Genomic DNA, 19,191 nt, shown 5'->3' on the forward strand with positions numbered 1-19,191 from the left:
TATGTGAAGGGCATAAAACTTCTACCAGAAGACTTGAAACAGTATTTTCCATTTTGGCAACGTTCTGATACTTTACCCAAATGGGATATAACCATTGTTCCTAATTGATTGGTATCTTATTTCCTCGCAAGTCCCTTACTTCTCTAAGATTATTCAATTGAATTTATTCTTCTATGAATAACTATGAGCCATACAAACATTCAAACTAAAGAACTGCTATTAATACAATGGCAAGACAATAAAGAACATCAATTGTTTATTCAGACCAGCTTTTTATTTGGTATATTTTTGGAGCAATTGGAACTAACTTACGCATTACAAGCAGAAAACTCTTGGCTAAAGAATAGATGTCGAGATTTAGAAGAAGAGAAGAAAGAATGGATGTATAAGCCAAGTGCGTGGTCAACAGAAGGACTGGCAAATTGCAATTGGGATGAGGATGAATTGCAAACTGACAGATAATTTATTTGTTATAAAATCTTCAATCACGTACTCACCGCATCTCGCCAAAACCCTGAACTCTGCGTCTTAGGCATGAGCGCCACACCCGTCATCAACAACCTCTACGAAGCCAAGGCACTGCTAGAAATGACAAGGGGCGAAAAATTTGATGAATTGAAAACCTTCAGCACGATCGCCAATGCCTTCGCCATGCACGAAAAACTGATGCTTCATGGCATCCGCTATCGTCCCAATTACAAAATTGCGATCGCCTAACTATATCAAATAAAAAAGAAGCACCACTTAACGGCACTTCTTTTTGTTGAAAATATCATTTATTCTTCAAAAGCTCTTTGACAGTATCCACTAAATCTTCGGGGACAAAAGGCTTACTGACATAGGCATTAGCCCCCTGTCGAAATCCCCAATAGCGATCAGCATCCGTAGATTTGGATGAACACATCACGATATTAATATCCCAAGTGTCAGGATTGTCCCGCAGTTTACGACAAAGCTCATAACCATGCATATTGGGCATGATGATATCCAAAATGATCACATCAGGATGATTTGTCTTAACTTGAGCGATCGCTTCTAACCCATTACTAGCCGTAGTAGTTTCAAAATTATTCTTTTTGAGTAAACTCGCCATCATTTCTCTTTGAACTTTGCTATCTTCAACAACTAAAACCTTGAACATTGCCATAAACCTCTCTAATTCCTAATTTCTACATTCCCATCCTAAAGTGGAAACTTAAATTACACATCAAGAGGAAGTCCTAATTATTCATGGGACTTTAGTCCTATAAATAATTGAGACTATTGTTACTTGCTGGTAGCGATCGCAAGCGCTAAGCTAGGTTTTAGCAGTCTCTCAGAACTAGGCAAATCCCATGAAAATCCGTGTTTTGCTTGTAGATGATCATTCTTTTATTCGGCGGGCGTTGAAGATTTCGCTTGGTGATGAAACGTCTTTAGAGATTGTGGGAGAGGCAGAAAATGGTCAAGTAGCGATCGCGCAAGTCGAACTCCTCAATCCTGATGTTGTACTGATGGATGTGCAAATGCCGCATCTAGATGGAGTCGAAGCCACTAAACAAATATGCGATCGCTTTCCGACCACCAAAGTTCTAATTTTGACCGTTGATGATACTGAAGAATACATCTCTCAAGCCTTGAAATTTGGAGCATCGGGCTATATCTTAAAAAATACGCTCCCTGAGGAATTATCCTTTGCTATTCAGGCAGTGCATCGAGGATATATGCATTTAGATTTGAATTTGGGTAGGAAAGTAATTGCTAGAATTCCTGAAGTTTCAGAAGTATCGACAACGGATTGGAACAAGCTTACACCGAGAGAAAGACAAATCGTCAAGTTAATCGCTACTGGTGCTAATAATGAGGAAATTGCTGCCAATCTCTATATATCAATAAAAACTGTCAAAAATCATATTACTAACATCTTGAGTCAATTAAATCTGCGAAATAGAACTGAGATTGCGGTTTTAGTCACCTCTATGCTGCATTCCTTAGTACAGGACAAAAAGTTGCAAAAGTAAGCAGGGAGGGGTTTTATAAAAGATAACCACATCTAACCATAAACCCCTATCAAAGAGATTAACCTATTCCGAGAAATGTTGCAGCCCCATCTACAATGGAACGCAGCAAGACTAGCCTTTGTGGCTACATTTCTGATCGCGCTAATACGAGTCAGGACAGTGAATTTGGCAGAAATTGCCACAGGATTTAGCGGCAAAGCCAAAGTTGAATCCCACTACAAACGGCTCCAGAGATTTTTCCGAGACTTTGAATTGGACTACGAAAGCATTGCCCTAACGGTGATCAAAGTAATGCAGATACCTGAACCTTGGGTAATTTCTATAGACCGCACCGATTGGCAATTCGGTAAGACAGTTTTCAATATATTGACATTGGGAGTAGTACATCATGGCGTTGCCTTCCCGTTAGTGTGGATAATGCTGTCTAAAAAAGGCAACTCCAACACCCACGAACGATGTGAACTGTGGAATCGATTTCTGGAAATATTTGCAGACCGTAAAATCGACTTTTTGACCGCAGACCGTGAATTTGTGGGAGAAGAGTGGTTTGACTATTTGCTGTGTGAACCATGCACTCCATTTAGAATCCGCATCCGTAAAAACACTTTACTTGACGATCAGCAAAAACAACTAAGGGCTGACGTTTGTTTTCAAGACCTCCAGATTGGTGAATTTCGGGTGTTGTCCAAACGTAGACAAATTTGGGGGCATTGGCTTTATATTGCGGCAATGCGTCTAGAGGATGGCGATTTGTTGATTGTCGCTACTGACCATGCTCCTTATACTGCTATTACTGACTATGCCAAGCGTTGGGGCATTGAGACTTTGTTTGGTTGTTTTAAATCCCGTGGCTTTTGTTTAGAATCCACTCATCTTCAGGACTCGCAACGGCTTTCTAAACTTATGGCTTTACTCACTCTTGCTTTGTGCTGGTGTTTTTCTTCTGGTTTATGGCAATTCTTTCTCAAGCCTCTCAACCCGAAAAAGCATGGTCGCTTGCCTAAGAGTATTTTTCGGCTTGGTTTTGATTTCCTTCGTCATATTATCTTTGACTTACAACTCAATTCTGTTGCCTTTTTCAACTCCATTAAATTTTTGTCCTGTACTTAGGCTGCATTCATAAAAAAGCGGCGCTTAGCGCCGCTTTTTTATTTACATTTTGGCAAGTTCAAGCATTGTCTTTAGGACAGAATCAGGATTGAGACTGATCGAATCAATGCCCTGCTCAACAAGGAACTTGGCAAATTCAGGATAATCGCTCGGAGCTTGACCACAGATACCGATCTTGCGGTGGTTAGCCTTAGCCTTTTGAATGACCGTACGAACCATGGACTTAACCGCTTCATTGCGTTCATCAAAGATGTGAGCAACAAGGGAAGAATCACGATCTAAGCCGAGGGTCAACTGGGTGAGATCATTGGAACCAATCGAGAAGCCATCAAAGACTTGCGAGAACTCATCCGCCAAGATCACGTTACTGGGGATTTCGCACATCACATAGACTTCCAACCCATTTTCGCCACGCTTCAATCCATGTTTTTCCATTTCCGCAAGTACCTTACGACCTTCTTCAGGAGTACGGCAGAAAGGAATCATCGGAATCACATTGGTTAGGCCCATGTCATCGCGGACACGTTTGAGGGCTTGACATTCCAGACCATAGGCTTCGCGGTATTTAGGATCGTAGTAACGAGATGCACCACGCCAGCCGATCATCGGGTTTTCTTCGGTAGGTTCAAAAGCCCGACCACCAAGCAGATTGGCATACTCGTTGCTCTTGAAGTCGGACATCCGCACCACGACGGGTTTGGGATAGAAAGCGGCTGCGATCGTGCCGATACCGTGAGCCAGCTTGTCTACGAAGAAATCAGCTTTATTTTCATAGCGTGCCGTCAGTTGCGAGATTTCCCATTTCGCCGCTTTGTCTTCGAGGGTGTCGAAGTTCATCAGAGCGAGGGGATGTGCTTTGATGTGGTTAGCGATGATGAATTCCATCCGCGCTAAGCCAACGCCATCGCAGGGAATGGAAGATAAACCGAAGGCTTCTTCGGGGTTGCCCACATTCATCAAGATTTTGGTGGAGAGGGTAGGCAAATTGTCGAGGGAAGTTTCGATCACTTCAAAGGGAACTAAACCTTCATAAACTTTGCCTTCTTCGCCTTCAGCACAGGAGATCGTGACTTCTTGACCAGTTTTGATCACACCTGTAGCATTGCCGCAACCGACGATCGCAGGAATACCCATTTCTCGCGCAATGATGGCGGCGTGGCAGGTGCGTCCACCTTGATTAGTGACGATCGCACTCGCCTTTTTCATGATTGGTTCCCAGTCGGGGTCAGTTTTGTTGGTGACCAATACTTCACCTGCTTGGAAATCTTCGATGTTATGGACTTCCAAAATTACATTCGCCTTGCCTTGACCGATCATCTCGCCCACAGCACGACCTTTAATCAGTACATCACTGGAACCATTCAGTTTGTAATTGCGGAGAATGTTGCCTGACTTTTGCGACTGCACGGTTTCAGGTCTTGCCTGCACGATGAACAATTCTCCTGTGCATCCATCTTTTGCCCATTCAATATCCATCGGTGACAGCTTACCGCGTACCTCTGAATAGTGGTCTTCAATGATGCAAGCCCATTCTGCAAGTTTGAGAATTTCGTCATCAGTGATTGCGAACTTGACGCGCTCGGAAACGGGGACAGGAATATTCTTGGTCAGCTTACCGCCACCAAGGTCATAGACCATCTTGATTTCTTTTGTGCCGAGGCGCTTTTCGAGAATAGGACGGAAGCCTTGTTTGAGAGTTGGTTTGAAAACAAAATACTCGTCGGGATTGACTGCACCCTGTACCACGTTTTCACCTAAGCCATAGGCGGCGGTAATTAACGCTGCATTTTTAAAGCCTGTCTCCGTGTCGATGGAGAACATTACACCAGAGGCGGCGAGGTCGGAACGTACCATCTTCTGTACGCCGACGGAGAGAGCGATATCAAAATGATCGAAGCCATTGATCGTGCGGTAGGAAATGGCGCGATCGGTGAATAGTGAAGCAAAGCAGCGATGGCAAGCATCGACAACTTCATTCGCACCATAGACATTCAGATAAGTTTCCTGTTGTCCTGCGAAACTGGCATCGGGCAAGTCTTCGGCGGTAGCACTAGAACGGACAGCGACATCAGCTTCTTTACCGCAGGAAGTCTCGCAATCGCAGAGTTTCTGATAGGACATAGCGATCGCCATTTGTAGATCGTCAGGAAATGGTGTGTTGAGAACTAAAGCTCGTGCCATTCGACCGCGATCGCGCAGATTATTCATGTCCTCAATGTCTAGATCGGCGAAGAGTTCGCGCAGTTTGACTTCTAGACCTGCTTTCTCAATAAAGTAACGGAAAGCGTAGGCAGTAGTTGCAAATCCATTGGGAACATTCACACCTTTGGGTTGAAGCTGGCGAATCATTTCCCCCAGAGAAGCATTTTTCCCACCCACAAGGGGAATATCAGCAATTCCCACTTCTTCAAACCAAAGTATTAGAGCCTGTTCTTTAGGAACATTTCTAGATGTTTCTGAGGCAAAAGTTGAGCTAGTCATGATGATTTAACTCCCTAACCAAATTAATGATTAGATCAATGCATGGATCGTATTTGAAACCTTAAATTTCAATCAATAGAATTTCGATAACTTACTGAAGCATAAGTTATGCGATCAAAACTTCTATAGTTGGTATAGATAACTTATTGAAAGCCTTGATACTTCATAATTATAACGACTATACAAGCACTATATTTACAAGGTATTACATTTGTTCACTAAGCTTCGCAAAGATTGACATTCTCGCTATAAACTCTGACAGTTAGCGCAAAAATGCGTCGATCGCCCACCAAGCTTGATTCGTGAAATAACAGTGCCACAGACATTACAAGGCTGTCCTGTGCGTCGAAACACCCAAGCCGTATCAATGTAGTTTCCCTTAAGTCCCGCCACATTCTGAAAAGAACTAAAAGTCGTTCCCCCTTTGGCAATACCATCACTAAGAGAGCGAATAATTCCTTGATGTAGAGCTTTGATCTGTTCCGAATTGAGAGAATTCGCTGCTTTTTGAGGATGAATTTTACCGAGAAACAACGATTCATCAGCATAGATATTCCCAATCCCTGCGACAGTTTCCTGATCGAGTAATACAGTCTTAATCGGGCGACCACTACGACTAAGTTTAGAAGCTAAATGCTCTGGGGTAAACTTAGCGTCAAAAGGTTCCAAACCTAACTTCTGCAAACCAGTAATGATCGATTCCGTTGCTTGATGAGATGGAACCAACCAAAGTTTACCAAAAGTTCGCTGATCATCAAACCTTAACTCCTTCAATCCCCCCTTTTTTTCCTTTTCCCCTTTTCCTTTTTCCTTTAAAAACAATCTCACTCGCGTATGCTTACCCACAGCCATATCGCGATCGCACCAAAGCAAACTCCCCGTCATCCGCAAATGCACACCTAATTGATTACCCTGTGAAAGCTGTGCAATTAAATATTTTCCTCGTCGCTGCCACTCGGTAAAATCTGTCCCAATCAGAGCATCTAAAAAAGCCTGTGGCTGATCAGGATAAGCGATCACACGGGGCAGCAATACCTCACCCCCCTCAATCTGCCAACCTAACGTATTTTCATTTAAACCGATACGAACCGTCTCAACTTCTGGTAATTCGGGCATTATATGTAACGCTTTACGCTCAAACTAAAAAAATAACTAAAATCTACAGCGCTTTGCACTCAAATCCAAACCACAAGAAATTTTTTGAAAGTATTGCTAAGCGATACTTTCAAAAAATTTCTTGTGGTTTGTTTGTTCGGTAATTGCTGTAAAAAAGAAGAAGGGGCGCATTGCGCCCCTTCTTCTTTTTGGTTTTTGAAGAATCTAGGCGACTTCTTCGACTTCATCAATCGCAAAGTTGTTGGTTGCGATGTTGGAGTAGTTAACGCTGTCGAAACGAACGATCACTGGGTAAATGATGCCGCTCTTATCAACGGAAGCCACAGTACCGACTTCGCGATACCAGTAGGACTCTTTACGCAAAATGCGAACCTTAGAACCACGTGCAACTGCCATAGTTTTATCCTTATTCCTAAAGACTGTAATGTGAAAAATAAAATGATTACAGATACCGTCTCTAGGTTACTGTGAGGCGATCGCCTCTGTCTATTTCTAGCTCGTTAAGTTTTATTTAGCAAAACAAAAAAATGTACCGCCCGCTTCGCGGGCGGTACATTTTTTTGTTTTGCTAACGCACAACTACGGGTGTACCCACAGAAGCCCATCGGTAAAGCCAAGCAGCGTGATCAGGCGCGACATTAGTGCAGCCATGACTGATCGGAATCCCAAAGCTACGATGCCAATATGCCCCATGAATGCCATAGTTGCCACTGTAGTACATCACATGAGGAACATCAGGTACGTTGTAGTCCTCACCTTGCATTCTCGCTGTAGGGTGTTTGGTCTGAATGTTAAAAATACCTGTAGGGGTGGGCGTAGCGCTTTTGCCAGTGGAAACCACTACTGCATAAACAAGCCGATTTCCTTGCCATGCCAATAGTCTCTGACTACGCAGACGAATTTCAATCCAGCGCTGTCCTGATCGCTTTAAACGTTCAATGTCTTGGTTACGGACAGATCGAGATGCTGTTTGCGCGATCGCCACATCTGAGTTAATTAAGTTAATCCAGCCACTAAATGCCGACAGAAATAAAGTGGTTACGAAAACGCTGGATATAGTTTGCCAATACTTAAACATTTTGATTGCAAGTTGATTGCAAGGTTGCTTATCAGCAATTATGCCCAAGATTTGAGTTAAATACGCCAAAAGGCGGTAGATACTTGTCTTAGGATAAATCAAAACCCAAGAATTGGCTGGCGGCGCGAAGCGCCGCCAGCCAATTCTTGGGTTTTATGTCCTGGTAATTTGGCAACAGCTATAAAAGCTATTTGTTATAAAAATAGGCAATATCTTTTTCCTTCAATGGGGCAAAGCCTGCATCCAATAATTTTTGATTGAGTTCATCTTGAGGGATGTGTTTTGCGCCAATACGGACAATGCGCGATCGCATGGTATTAGTTACGCCACTGCGCTGACGACCTGCTTCAAGCGCCATGACACTGCTATAGAGATCAAGCTTTTTAGGATCAATGGGTGTGCCATCAAAATCAATCCCTTGGGCGATCGCTACATCAATCGCATCAGCACCCGTTGTTTGAGAATTTTCAGACATAAATAAAAACCAAATACTTGTTGAGAGTGGCACAATGCGTCACTCTCAACAAATTACCACTGAACGCGATACATACAAAATAGCAACCCATCTTTTTTGGCGGTAATTTTGCCACCCATCGACTGCACCAGCTCCGTAATTTCATTAAGCGGCGTAAGAAATACCTCAGAACCTAAATAGGTTTCTAAAATAGCCCAATTTTCTGCAAATTCTAAATCAGGGGCGATCGCATCAAAGATCAGCATCCCATTCGGCTTTAATACTCGCTTTGCCTCACGCAAAATCAGCTTCCAATATTCAATGGGGTAGTAGCAACTAAACCCAGTGGCAATCACGCGATCGAAAAATCCATTCTCGTAATTTAGCTGATGCCCTGCCCCAAGTTGTACACCTTTAAATAATTTGGAATTAAGCTGAGAACCTCGTGAATTTAGAGCATCCTTTGCCACAAAGCTAATTTCTTGCCCATAAAAAAATACATCCCAATCGCGCCAGGGATAGATCAAAAAGCTAACTCCACAGCCAATATCTAAACAACGCTGATTTTTTTGAAATTGGGCTAATTCCCAAAATGGCGATGCAATTTTACTAGACAAAGTATGGCTCACCCATTCTCGAAACAATGGCATCGACTCGACCTCTGCTGGCAAATCAAATGCCTCATTACGATATTCGCGATCATAGCGCTTTTGCACTGTAGCGATCGCCTCTGTCCATTCATCAGCCTGAGAAGTAAAAGCTTTATTCATATAGTTTTTTGTTAAAGTTAGATTTAGTAAGGAATATCATCAATTTCTTGATGCACAATGCAGTCACGAGAATTTGAGATACGAGAGAAAGATTCCCATGTCTTTCCATATTCTTCTAGCTCAGGATTCGAGCAAACAACAGTTAGATAACTACCACCGTGATGTCGCTTTAATCGACTCATGGCAACATAAGCTGCTGCTAAATCTGTTGATTTGGTAATTGCTATGACTATATACCGAGCCTCCCATCCTTTAAAGCTATGAATTGTGCAAGCTTTAATACGAGAATCGCCCATAAAAAAACTCATTTTTTTAGCTTTTTGTTCTTTACGATTTTTGTCGAAGACATGCAAAATATCAAACTTATGACTTTCTAGGATATTGACACAAGCTAGACCAGTCCCATGATCAGGCAACAACAAAATAAGATCAGGAAAAGCGACCCCATCTGGATTTGCTAGTTGAGGAATGTTAAGAGCTGCTTCTGCACATAGCTTAGGAATAAGATGCTCTGAATTAGACTGAATCCAAGATAAAGTTACTGGGAAAACATCTAATTCTAATGTTGGTTCAGCATTAAGCAAGCTGATATTTGCATAAGGTAAAAATTTTTCAATAAAAGTCTTCAGATACCCAATTAGCCTTGGTAGCATACGGTAACAAATACTTAACTGACTAATAGCACGGTTAGGGAAGCCAGCATTTTTCATGGACTCATCTGTCCATCTCTTGGCTTGATGGTAAAGATCTTGTGTTTCATCCACTACAAGAATCATTTCTCCATCTTTTTTTAACACTCTCCTTAAAGTGTTCCACCAATCTAAATTAAAGTCCTGACCTTCGTCCACAAGAATAGCATCGTACTTTTCTAGATAGTTTTGTTCTTGCCCAACATTATCTTGTAGGCGATCTATTGCCTCGTTAGCTATTTCTGAAATTCTATGTTCTAAAACTTTTGATAATTCGTCTTTTTGAGGACTACTTGCAAATAAATCATCATGTAAATGCTTAAGCCCTCCATTGACTATGACGTTCTTGCACCATTCGTGAAAATGAGTGTAAGTTATGTTTTTATTTCGCTTTATTTTTGTGTCTGGGTATCGAACAACTAAATCTCTAAGGTAATGCCATAGGGTAATGTTGTATGTCACTAACAAAACATTTTTGCCTTCCGCTGCTAGCATGGCAGCCCTATAAGCCAAAACAAGAGATTTTCCAGACCCTGCTGATCCTCGTATTTGTCGATATCCTGATTGAGTGCGTGTTGTAGCTAAAACTCTCTGTTTAGAGTTTAACTCTAAGGGTTGTCTTTGAGTCTGAGCAAAATCTGGCTCAATTAGCCAGCCTCGCAAAGTATCTGCAATCTCAGGTTTCATGTATCTGGAAGTTTGCCATTGAGCCGAATGAAAAACTGAACCCAGACGATTTGCTTGTAATTCATCAACACCAACTAAGGGAAGATAGTTGTGAGACTTTTCTGAATATTTCTCATGTAGAGGGTTCAAAAGCTTTTGAACTCTTGCTGTTTTAGCTTTGGTAAATATCAATCCCGCCGTGACAATTGCAAAATAAGATTTGTCCCCTTCATCACAATTCTGACCAATTAACGGTGCGTACAGGTTAATTATTTTATCTCTGTAATGAATCACCTTGTCAACAGGATTGTCAGTGACTTGAAAGTCTATTCCTGATTCGTTTGTAGCCCATAATTGTGGAATTCCTTTTTTGTATAGTATCCGATAAGGTATTGCGTCTAAATCCCAGTGTTTAACTTCATAAACAGCTATCCCAACATTGGGGTTGATCAATACAAAATCTGGACGAAGACCATTCAAATGTGGCTGAATGTAAATTTCCCATTTTTCTGCAAGATTACGCAAAAAGAAATCAAGAACAATGCGTTCACCCTCATTTAGTGGAGTGCGAAGTGTATGCAATTCGTCTAGTGGGGGTGAAACAATACGTGGCATGGCTAAAACCTAATTGGCTTGCGTTTATGAAAAAGTAATGTCAGCTTGTTTCTCGATCGCTTTCAAAGTACCTATTGGAATCATTTTGCTGCTATGAACAGGAACAATAACAGTCCGCCTAGTCTCAGGATTAAATAACTTGAGATGAGAGCCATTTTGAGACACTTCTAAAAATCCTGCTGATTTAAGTTGTTTAATAACTTGACTGGCAGTTAATCGTGGTGATTTGGGCATAAGAAATTACAGAGCCAACTCAACCATTTCGGAACGAGGCTTTTTAACTAATAAATGATCTGGTAATGGCTCCAGCATTAAAGCAATGGCTTCTTTAAGGTTAGATATAGCTTCCTCACGACTATCGCCACAAGAAGACACAAAATTTAACTCTGGGCAAGTTGCCGAATAAGATTGCACTTCCTCATCCCATTCTAAAATCGCACGAATTATCATGATTTTGTCTTAAAGCTCAATATTTTCGTATAGATCTGTCAAGCAAATTTCAACACCAATTGATGACAGCATAAACCGATCATCTAAATTGTCATACTCGATAAACAACCGTTGATGTTCTGATTGCTTAATGTAACGCTCTACATGGGGTTTTACCTGATCGATTAACAAATTAGACTGCTTGTTGCTTTTGCGCTTTGAGATAAGCAAATACTGATTTATCGCCAATATCTGCGGGGATTTCTTGGCTTAATTTACGGATTGCAAAGATCATAAATAAAACTGCCCAAGCACCTAAGAAACCTTGCTCGATCGCCACAGTTAAAAAATTCACTAGATGCCCAAGAATTAGCACAGGTACTAAAGGTACTAAAAACTTAGTTTCAAAGCGGTTAAAACAAAAAGTCTCTTTAAAAAATATGCCTGTTAGTGCTGCAAAACTGAAGCCAACACCAATCAGTGCAATTGGATGCTCATAAACAGCGATCGCCAAAGGTTCGGGAAAATAAAGTGCTACACCTACCGAAGCGATCGCGCCGATCGCCCAAAAAATTTGTAAAACTCGATGTAGTAACTCCAGATAAATATGAATTGTCCAAAGCGCGACACCTAAGCCGATGGAAAACCCGAAATACAGCCAAGTCAACCAATTTAAAATACTAGGATTGTTGGGTTGCAATAGTACTAACATCACTCCTAGGCTAAAACATAAAGCAGCGATCGCTAAAGCACTGCGATAAATGATTACCCCAAGGCGATCGTCCTTCGTAATCTTAAACTCACCAAATTGACCTTGATACACTTCAGATGTAATTTCCACAAATTTCTCCACTAATGGCTATTACTAAAAGTATAGAGGACACAAACTGACTCCTTATTTTACGGTTTCATCAAAGTACGCCTACGGCGTGCTTTGATGAAACTGATTTTGGTGCTGGAAACACCAAAATCAGTTTCATCATGAGAATAGCTGCTGGGGCTATAGAACCTACAAGGCGACAAATCGTAGAATTATAATGAAACTTGATGTTATCTCTTGTTAATGATTGCCAAAATTACCATAATGCTTTAATATCTTGCAGTCAAAATCGACAAAAATTCGGATGACGCTGTACCGAAAACCAAGTAGGCAGCAGAGGAACTTTAATTATGCGTATTTATTACCTAGCTGGCGTGATTCTTAGCGTTACTACAATCCTTAGTGCTTGCGGTGAGGGTACACCAGTCCAATGTACGATCAGTACGGCAAGAGAATCCAGACAAGGCATCGTCAAAACAGGCATGTTTGCTTCTGGGACAGATTGTGAACAAATGAGGTCACTTGCCGAATCAGGGCAGCCATTGCCTACTCTTGCTGGTAGTGTGCCTACAAGTACTGCTCCCAAGGTTGTTGAAACTCCTGCCACACCGACTTTTAATACTCCATTTGTGGCTGGGCAAAAAACACAGGAGCTTATTGCTACAACTGATAAGCAAGCAAGAGTTGATGAGCTAGAGCAAAAAATTGGTGTTGACTCTAAGCAGTCTCGCGATCCTTTCACTAGTACTGTGATTAATCCAGTACCAAAATTAGAAACTTTGTTGGAAAAGCCCAAAGCACCACCCAATCTTCGGGCAGCCGTAGTAGTGAGAACATCAAGCCGTCCGAATAAAAAAGTTATAACTCCACCTGACACTAAAGCTGCTGAAGGCACAAAAATCACTGGTACTGTAGAAGTCTCAGGCACAATTTACGCCATCATCAACGCATTTGGTGAACCGACATCTCGTTATGTGAGAGCAGGCCAGATGATTTCTAACGGTAGAGTATTGGTTAAGCGAATTGACACTAACTCTGAGCCACCTATCGTAGTCTTGCAGCAAAATGGAGTCGAAGTGTTACGTGCTGTAGGCGCTCCTGTTGTTGGTGCTGTAGATACTCAGCCTGCTGACGCTGCGGCTGCTGCACCTACCTCTACTACCCCTCAAACAACCACAGCTCCATTTACTCTATTGCCTCCTACTCCCTAATTGATTCAGCCAATAAAGCAATACAAGTTTTGCTTTATGATCAAACCCAAAAGATAAGTGGCGGCGCAAAGTGCCGCCACTTATCTTTTGGGTTTGATGTTTCCTAGCAAAACTTACATTACTATAATTTCCGAAAATTAGGATAAAAAAATAGGCAGTGAATAGATTTGCTATTCACTGCCTATTTTGAGTTTTAAAAATCCTCGTAAAAACGAGTCTTTTTAATTATTTTTTGGGAGCCATCAACATCGTGATGTTTCTTCCTTCTCGTTTAGGATATTGCTGAATCTCAGCAACAGACTCTAGATCGCTAGCCATACGGTTTAACAAAACTTCTGCAAGATCAACGTGTTGAATCTCACGACCACGGAACATCACAGTAGCTTTAACCTTGTCACCTTCTTTTAAGAAGCGTTCAGCATGATTGATTCGCACTTTGTAGTCATGTTCTTCAATCTTGTAGCGCATCTTCACTTCTTTGACATCAGAGGTATGTTGCTTTTTGCGAGCTTCCCTTGCCTTTTTCTCTTGCTCAAACTTGAATTTGCCGTAGTCCATGATCCGACAAACAGGAGGGTCAGCCTTGTCACTGACTAATACAAGGTCTAGCTCTTTTTCTTCAGCCATCTTCAAGGCTTCTTTGGGGGTTAGGATGCCGAGTTGCTCCCCCTCCATATCAATGACTCGAATTTTTGGATATCTGATGCGTTCGTTGATTTGGGGAAGGTCTTTAATTGGCTTTTTAGTCATGAAATCTCTGTTGTCTAGACTCTTGGGGGTATTGGTTTAAATTACTAGTGGTTTACAAATATATGCCTATGCTAAGCAATATATGCAAATTAAGTTTTGGATATACTTCAGCTTAGCAGTTTTTTGCTTGACATAAACGTTTAAGTATAGTACGAACTACCACTTCATGTGTCAAGTGTTATGCCATCATTTTTCGTAAATTTTGGTTAACCATAGCTGAGGTTACCCGATCGCTAAGCGTTACTGATCCGATCGCCGTTGGCAAAATGAAGCGCACTTGACCAGCTTCGACTTTTTTGTCGGTGGATAGGGACTCAATTATTGCATCTAAATCAATATCCGCAGGTAAAGTCTGGGGTAGTCGGGTTTTGGTGATCAGTGCAACCTGTTGATCTTGATCGGCTTCAGTCCATAAACCCAGATCGACAGCGATCGCACCCGCAATGACCATGCCTAAACCGACAGCTTCACCATGATTGTAAAGGCGATAGTTGGTAACTGACTCGATCGCGTGACCAACAGTATGACCATAGTTAAGAATGGCGCGAAGATTTCCCTCTTTCTCATCCTTAGATACGACTTCGGCTTTAGCTTTGGCACAGCGATACAAAATAGTTTGCAGCAATTCTGCTGAAATATAGCGCAACTGATCGAGGCGATCGCATTGAGCTAGCAGATCAAATAATTCCCGATCCCAAATTACGCCGTACTTAATTACCTCAGCCATAGCTGAGCGAAATTCACGGGCAGGTAAAGTTTTTAGCACTTCAGGATCAACCCAAACGAGGCGTGGCTGATAAAAGGCTCCGATGAGATTTTTGCCCTGTGGATGGTTGATCCCCGTCTTTCCACCGATCGCTGAATCCACCATCGCTAAAAGGGTAGTCGGCACTTGGACGAGATCGATGCCACGCAACCAAGTCGCCGCAGCATAGCCTGACATGTCACCAATTACCCCACCACCAAGAGCAACAATTATCGATGAACGTTCTAAACGATGTGTAAGTGCTGCGTCATAAATCTTTTGGAGTGAGTTCGCCGTTTTAAAGCGTTCACCTGCGGGCAATATTACATGAGCAACATCAAAACCTGCATTACTTAGGGATGTCTGGACAGTCTCGCCATAGTGCTTATAAATGACAGGATTCGAGACAATGAGAATTTTTTTGCTTTTTTTGCCTAAACCAATTTCTACTAATTTATCGCCTAAGTTTTTGAGACTATGCGATGCGATCGCAATGTCATAACTGCGATTAGGTTGGCTATTACTATTGAGTGCAACGGTAACTGTTGCGGAATGTTCGGACATACTTCTGATTAAAGGATCTATCTGCCATGTTAGCAGCGATCATGTTTTCAAATCTCGCAAATAAGAAAAAGCAGCGCGAAGCGCTGCTTTTTCTTATTTGGTCATTGCTTGGCATAACTCAATGATGGCTGTTTGCAATGTCGCAGTTTCATCTTTGCCATGTTTCAGATCGGCTTCTAGCCTCAACAAAATACTTAGCGATCGCATTAGCTTTTGACTGTTTAGCCCCTGCACTTCTTGCTTCAAGAAATATACTCGCTTAGGATTACCAATTTCCGCAGCATCGGCGATCGCCTTATCATCTCGCTCTCCCGATTCTTGCATCAATTTAATCCAGAGCCATGTGCGAAACTGCCCCACCAAGGTTGCACAAATCCGCAAACCTACTTCATTATTTCGCAGTAGTTCTGCAATTAATGAGAGGGCTTGACTAGTATTTGCTGAGCGAATAGCGCTTGCTAATTGCAAACTATTGTGAGCCGAAGCTTGCACTAATGGGGAAATCTCTTTAGCAGTAAGTGGCTTCGTTTTTCCATAATGTGATAATTGCAACTTTTGCAATTCCATAGTTAATCGGCGAGTATCATTACCAATTGCATCAACTAGTAAATCTATGCCATCTGATGCTATTTTTAAGTCAATTTCTGCGGCAGCCTGTTTTACTAATTGAGCGATCGCATCAGTTTTCCAAGGAGGGATTAACGAAAACTCCAAAATCTGGGCATACTTCTGCAATAACTTGGTAGATTTGGCTCTCCCATCAGGCTTATTGGATGATGTAAACAAGATGTAGGAGTCTACAGGTAAGTGATTAAAAGTTCTTTCTAACTCTGCTAGTAATGATTCCGCGCATCGTTGGGCGATCGCAGTATCGGCAAGCCAAGTTAAACGACTACCCATCCCAAAGGGCGAAGTTACAGCTTGGTTTAATCCGTCCATTACCTCAAGATCCCCCGTAGCATTGATTTTTGCATAATTAAAATCTCGCCACATCGGATCGATATGGGTATCTATCAGTTTTTTGACTGCTTGAGAAATTTGATAGTCGTCATCGCCCCAATAAAAGTAGACAGGCATTGTATGATTAGTTCAACTATGTGGTGTGGTGTAGAGATTTGATGATTACTAGAAGCAAAGCAAATAGTCAAGTTAGCCTCCGTACAAAGAAATCGGTTACAGATCGTACAGATCCTTATGCAACTTGGGGAAAAAGAGTCTTTGATATCGTATTTGCATCAATTGTTCTAACTGTGTTTTCGCCAATTTATCTAGCAATTACGTTATTGATTTTCATCAGTTCTCACGGCTCAGTTTTATATATTCATCCTAGAGTTGGTTTAAATGGTTCTCAATTTAATTGCATTAAGTTTAGAACGATGATTAATGGGGCAGATCAAGCTCTTGAAGATTATTTAAATGCTTGCCCAATTAGCCGTGCTGAATATGAAGCATCTTTTAAGCTCAAACATGATCCTCGGATTACTAAAATTGGTAAGTTCTTGAGGACAACTAGTTTAGATGAGTTACCCCAATTTTGGAATGTACTCATGGGCGATATGAGTGTGGTTGGTCCACGACCATTAGTTCAAGCTGAACTTAGTAAATATGGCTCAGCAATTGATCGAGTACTCAGTGTTCGACCTGGTATTGCAGGACTATGGCAAGTTTCGGGTCGTAACGATATTCCCTATGCGAAGAGAGTACAGATGGATGCCAGTTATGTTAAGCGCATGAGCTTTTGGCTGGATCTACATTTAATCTTTAAAACCATTTTAGTTGTGATTTTTCCGAAAGGAAATGGTGCGTATTAAAAAAGAGGGGTGCAAAGCACCCCTCTTTTTTGGGTTAGTTTTAACTTCTGCGGCTACGAGATGTGGGTCGCGAAGATAAATCAAACTCTAAAGCAGCAGCCATTCCCCAGAGAATAAAGGCAAGAATCCAGAAAAATTCGGCAGGTTCACCACTTTGATATTGCTTACCTTCACAAACTTTGCTGATACCAGTATTGATGCTGTAGTTAAACCATAAGTCACCAAAAAACATGGCAATGCCAGCACTACCAAGCAATCGCCAAGATTGAGCAGCTTTACCACCCCAAAAGGCAAGCAAGAGAATGGTAGCAACGATCAGTAACCAAATATCACCTAGTGCATAAATAATATTCAGGATTTTCCCAGTATCCAGAGAAAACTCTCCACCTACGCCAAAAGTAACATAGGCAGCAACGACGACCCCAATAAATCCAACAGCACCGACGATCGCCCATTGCTTAGGATAAAGATTTAATCTTCGTCCAATCACAGACATCGCCATTCCCCATGACAAAAACACGTAGGTTGCTGTGAAGAAAATATCGGCGATCGATGGAAAGGTTTGCACTAGATCCTTAGCACCTTTGGCTCCACCCGCAATCAATCCACTTTGATATTGAAAATCCAGATAACCAAAAATTAAATTGCCAATGCCCCAAGATAAGATACCGATGCCTAAACCCAGCCAAACATTACGACCGCTAATGATTTTGGAGCTACGCCAGTTGCGTAGGCACAATATCCCTGAACAGGCGATCGCTACAGTTTGAAAAATGTACGTTCCGTATCGATACCAATTTGGTCTTACGAATAGTTCTTTTATTGCCTTGGTACATTCTTCGGGCTTGATGGTATGGGGTCCATCGGTTGGGGCATTGAAAAATAGGTAGAACATTAGAGCTAGGGCGGCCCATCCGATCGCTGCCCAAACAATAGATTGCGTGGAAATCCCTGATGGTGAGGGAGATTTAGCTCTACTCATGAATCTTGTACCTTAGCTACAACCATAAGAAATAAAGTATTTAAAGAAAGAAAATAACAAGTATTGTGCTACAAGCCATAACTTTAGAGGAAAACATCGAAATAATTTATTTAGATTACTTCCAGAGTTTACCCTTAGGAGTTTTTGTCAGCCAAGCTGTTACGGATGACGCTTCAGGTAGTTCATTTAGAGCCTCGATCGCACTATCGACAAAACTATTGTTTCCAAAATAGGAGGAAGCTAGTCGATGGACTTCACCTAGAAGAAGTTGCAATTTGCTTTCATCCCAGTTGGGAATTTGCACACTATTAAGTGGATTAATTGACAAAACTTCTTCTAGAGCGGCGATGTTTTCGCTTTGAGCAAATTTACCCTGTTGCATAAACTTCAGTAAATCTTGCTTAAAAGAACCTGCTTGCCTAACGCCAAGGAGATCTTCAACCTCGATATACACAGCTTGCAATATCAGTAAACAACCTTGAACAAGATGTGTACCTGCTGAAGAACTCTGGGTAGGTGCTGTATGGAGTTGGTCTAGTTTAACTCTTCCCCAAACGCTAAAACGTTGAGGCTCTTCTAGTAATACGCAAGCTTTGCCTTTGTTATCAGTTAAGTCACGCCAAAGCGCTAAAGCCTCATCTCGATTATCGCCAAACATGTTGAGTAACCGAAATGTTTGCCCCTGATATTGCAAAATCGGTATTTGTTGATCTTTGTTTTGTGGGTTTTGAACGTTGATGATTTCAACGTCTTGGCGCTTCAGGATGAACATGTCTCTACTGCTGACTTAACTGATGTTACCAGTAGCAACAAATCGTGGCTACCTAATGCCAAGGTTAATGATAATCCCAAAATCACATTAAAGTCTTGGAAATTTAAAATAAAACATTAATAAAGTAG

At 41.7% G+C, this 19,191-nt stretch carries 23 protein-coding genes; 6 read left to right on the forward strand and 17 right to left on the reverse strand.

The annotated features are described in order from the left end of the window. Nucleotides 1–183 precede the first annotated feature (183 nt). The gene (locus B9G53_RS21370) at nucleotides 184–462 is read left to right on the forward strand and encodes a hypothetical protein (RefSeq protein ID WP_094535491.1); all 279 of its coding nucleotides are present in this window, start codon (nucleotides 184–186) and stop codon (nucleotides 460–462) included. 72 nt (nucleotides 463–534) lie between these two features. Next, nucleotides 535–717: a hypothetical protein gene (locus tag B9G53_RS21375; RefSeq protein WP_094535492.1), complete on the forward strand. Its 183-nt coding sequence runs from the start codon at nucleotides 535–537 to the stop codon at nucleotides 715–717. Nucleotides 718–772: 55 nt separating this feature from the next. Here the strand turns inward: B9G53_RS21375 and B9G53_RS21380 are convergent, their stop codons facing one another. Next, nucleotides 773–1,141: a response regulator transcription factor gene (locus tag B9G53_RS21380; RefSeq protein WP_094535516.1), complete on the reverse strand. Its 369-nt coding sequence runs from the start codon at nucleotides 1,139–1,141 to the stop codon at nucleotides 773–775. Nucleotides 1,142–1,334: 193 nt separating this feature from the next. Between B9G53_RS21380 and B9G53_RS21385 the strand changes: the two genes are divergently transcribed. Both B9G53_RS21385 and B9G53_RS21390 read left to right on the forward strand, forming a co-directional pair. Further along, nucleotides 1,335–2,000: a response regulator transcription factor gene (locus tag B9G53_RS21385; RefSeq protein ID WP_094535493.1), complete on the forward strand. Its 666-nt coding sequence runs from the start codon at nucleotides 1,335–1,337 to the stop codon at nucleotides 1,998–2,000. 75 nt (nucleotides 2,001–2,075) lie between these two features. Then, entirely contained in the window at nucleotides 2,076–3,110 is a 1,035-nt protein-coding gene (locus B9G53_RS21390) for an IS4 family transposase (protein WP_094535494.1), read from the forward strand. Nucleotides 3,111–3,152: 42 nt separating this feature from the next. On the opposite strand, the gene ppsA is transcribed toward B9G53_RS21390, so the two are convergent. The 11 genes from ppsA to B9G53_RS21440 form a co-directional block, all read right to left on the reverse strand. Next, entirely contained in the window at nucleotides 3,153–5,591 is a 2,439-nt protein-coding gene (gene ppsA / locus B9G53_RS21395; protein ID WP_094535495.1) for a phosphoenolpyruvate synthase, read from the reverse strand. A gap of 246 nt (nucleotides 5,592–5,837) precedes the next feature. Next, entirely contained in the window at nucleotides 5,838–6,707 is an 870-nt protein-coding gene (locus B9G53_RS21400) for a DNA-formamidopyrimidine glycosylase (protein ID WP_094535496.1), read from the reverse strand. A 204-nt stretch (nucleotides 6,708–6,911) separates the two neighbouring features. Further along, nucleotides 6,912–7,103, reverse strand: a complete 192-nt coding sequence (locus B9G53_RS21405; protein WP_009626231.1) for a photosystem I reaction center subunit IV — start codon at nucleotides 7,101–7,103, stop codon at nucleotides 6,912–6,914. Between the two features lie 172 nt (nucleotides 7,104–7,275). After that, the gene (locus B9G53_RS21410; protein ID WP_094535517.1) at nucleotides 7,276–7,785 is read right to left on the reverse strand and encodes a L,D-transpeptidase; all 510 of its coding nucleotides are present in this window, start codon (nucleotides 7,783–7,785) and stop codon (nucleotides 7,276–7,278) included. 187 nt (nucleotides 7,786–7,972) lie between these two features. Further along, nucleotides 7,973–8,260 carry a DUF4090 family protein gene (locus tag B9G53_RS21415; RefSeq protein ID WP_094535497.1) on the reverse strand — a complete coding sequence of 96 codons (288 nt, stop codon included), beginning with the start codon at nucleotides 8,258–8,260 and terminating at the stop codon, nucleotides 7,973–7,975. Between the two features lie 53 nt (nucleotides 8,261–8,313). Beyond that, nucleotides 8,314–9,009: a class I SAM-dependent methyltransferase gene (locus B9G53_RS21420; RefSeq protein ID WP_094535498.1), complete on the reverse strand. Its 696-nt coding sequence runs from the start codon at nucleotides 9,007–9,009 to the stop codon at nucleotides 8,314–8,316. Nucleotides 9,010–9,032: 23 nt separating this feature from the next. Then, on the reverse strand, nucleotides 9,033–10,979 hold the full coding sequence (locus B9G53_RS21425; protein ID WP_094535499.1) for an AAA family ATPase: 1,947 nt from the start codon (nucleotides 10,977–10,979) through the stop codon (nucleotides 9,033–9,035). Between the two features lie 24 nt (nucleotides 10,980–11,003). Further along, nucleotides 11,004–11,213, reverse strand: coding sequence for a type II toxin-antitoxin system HicA family toxin (locus B9G53_RS21430; protein WP_094535500.1), 210 nt, complete (start codon nucleotides 11,211–11,213; stop codon nucleotides 11,004–11,006). Between the two features lie 6 nt (nucleotides 11,214–11,219). Then, entirely contained in the window at nucleotides 11,220–11,429 is a 210-nt protein-coding gene (locus B9G53_RS21435; RefSeq protein ID WP_094535501.1) for a type II toxin-antitoxin system HicB family antitoxin, read from the reverse strand. Nucleotides 11,430–11,438: 9 nt separating this feature from the next. Further along, nucleotides 11,439–11,600 (reverse strand): hypothetical protein, encoded by a 162-nt coding sequence (locus B9G53_RS27595; RefSeq protein WP_176453302.1) that lies wholly within the window; start codon nucleotides 11,598–11,600, stop codon nucleotides 11,439–11,441. A 1-nt stretch (nucleotide 11,601) separates the two neighbouring features. Continuing rightward, nucleotides 11,602–12,249 carry a DUF2301 domain-containing membrane protein gene (locus B9G53_RS21440; protein ID WP_254923763.1) on the reverse strand — a complete coding sequence of 216 codons (648 nt, stop codon included), beginning with the start codon at nucleotides 12,247–12,249 and terminating at the stop codon, nucleotides 11,602–11,604. Nucleotides 12,250–12,578: 329 nt separating this feature from the next. Here B9G53_RS21440 and B9G53_RS21445 point away from each other — a divergent pair, with 329 nt between their 5' ends. Continuing rightward, a complete protein-coding gene (locus B9G53_RS21445; RefSeq protein ID WP_094535503.1) occupies nucleotides 12,579–13,439 on the forward strand; it encodes a hypothetical protein in 861 nt (286 codons plus the stop codon). Between the two features lie 225 nt (nucleotides 13,440–13,664). On the opposite strand, the gene infC is transcribed toward B9G53_RS21445, so the two are convergent. From infC to holA, 3 genes are all read right to left on the reverse strand, one after another. Beyond that, nucleotides 13,665–14,189 carry a translation initiation factor IF-3 gene (infC, locus tag B9G53_RS21450; RefSeq protein ID WP_009627301.1) on the reverse strand — a complete coding sequence of 175 codons (525 nt, stop codon included), beginning with the start codon at nucleotides 14,187–14,189 and terminating at the stop codon, nucleotides 13,665–13,667. Between the two features lie 178 nt (nucleotides 14,190–14,367). Beyond that, nucleotides 14,368–15,498 carry a 3-dehydroquinate synthase gene (aroB, locus tag B9G53_RS21455; protein ID WP_094535504.1) on the reverse strand — a complete coding sequence of 377 codons (1,131 nt, stop codon included), beginning with the start codon at nucleotides 15,496–15,498 and terminating at the stop codon, nucleotides 14,368–14,370. Between the two features lie 93 nt (nucleotides 15,499–15,591). Beyond that, a complete protein-coding gene (gene holA / locus B9G53_RS21460; RefSeq protein WP_094535505.1) occupies nucleotides 15,592–16,575 on the reverse strand; it encodes a DNA polymerase III subunit delta in 984 nt (327 codons plus the stop codon). A gap of 41 nt (nucleotides 16,576–16,616) precedes the next feature. Here holA and B9G53_RS21465 point away from each other — a divergent pair, with 41 nt between their 5' ends. Next, on the forward strand, nucleotides 16,617–17,309 hold the full coding sequence (locus B9G53_RS21465; RefSeq protein WP_094535506.1) for a sugar transferase: 693 nt from the start codon (nucleotides 16,617–16,619) through the stop codon (nucleotides 17,307–17,309). A gap of 40 nt (nucleotides 17,310–17,349) precedes the next feature. On the opposite strand, the gene B9G53_RS21470 is transcribed toward B9G53_RS21465, so the two are convergent. Further along, nucleotides 17,350–18,291, reverse strand: a complete 942-nt coding sequence (locus tag B9G53_RS21470; RefSeq protein WP_094535507.1) for a hypothetical protein — start codon at nucleotides 18,289–18,291, stop codon at nucleotides 17,350–17,352. 115 nt (nucleotides 18,292–18,406) lie between these two features. Next, the gene (locus B9G53_RS21475) at nucleotides 18,407–19,063 is read right to left on the reverse strand and encodes an Npun_F0813 family protein (protein ID WP_094535508.1); all 657 of its coding nucleotides are present in this window, start codon (nucleotides 19,061–19,063) and stop codon (nucleotides 18,407–18,409) included. Nucleotides 19,064–19,191: the final 128 nt, after the last annotated feature.

The organism is Pseudanabaena sp. SR411 (assembly GCF_002251945.1).
GTDB lineage: Bacteria > Cyanobacteriota > Cyanobacteriia > Pseudanabaenales > Pseudanabaenaceae > Pseudanabaena.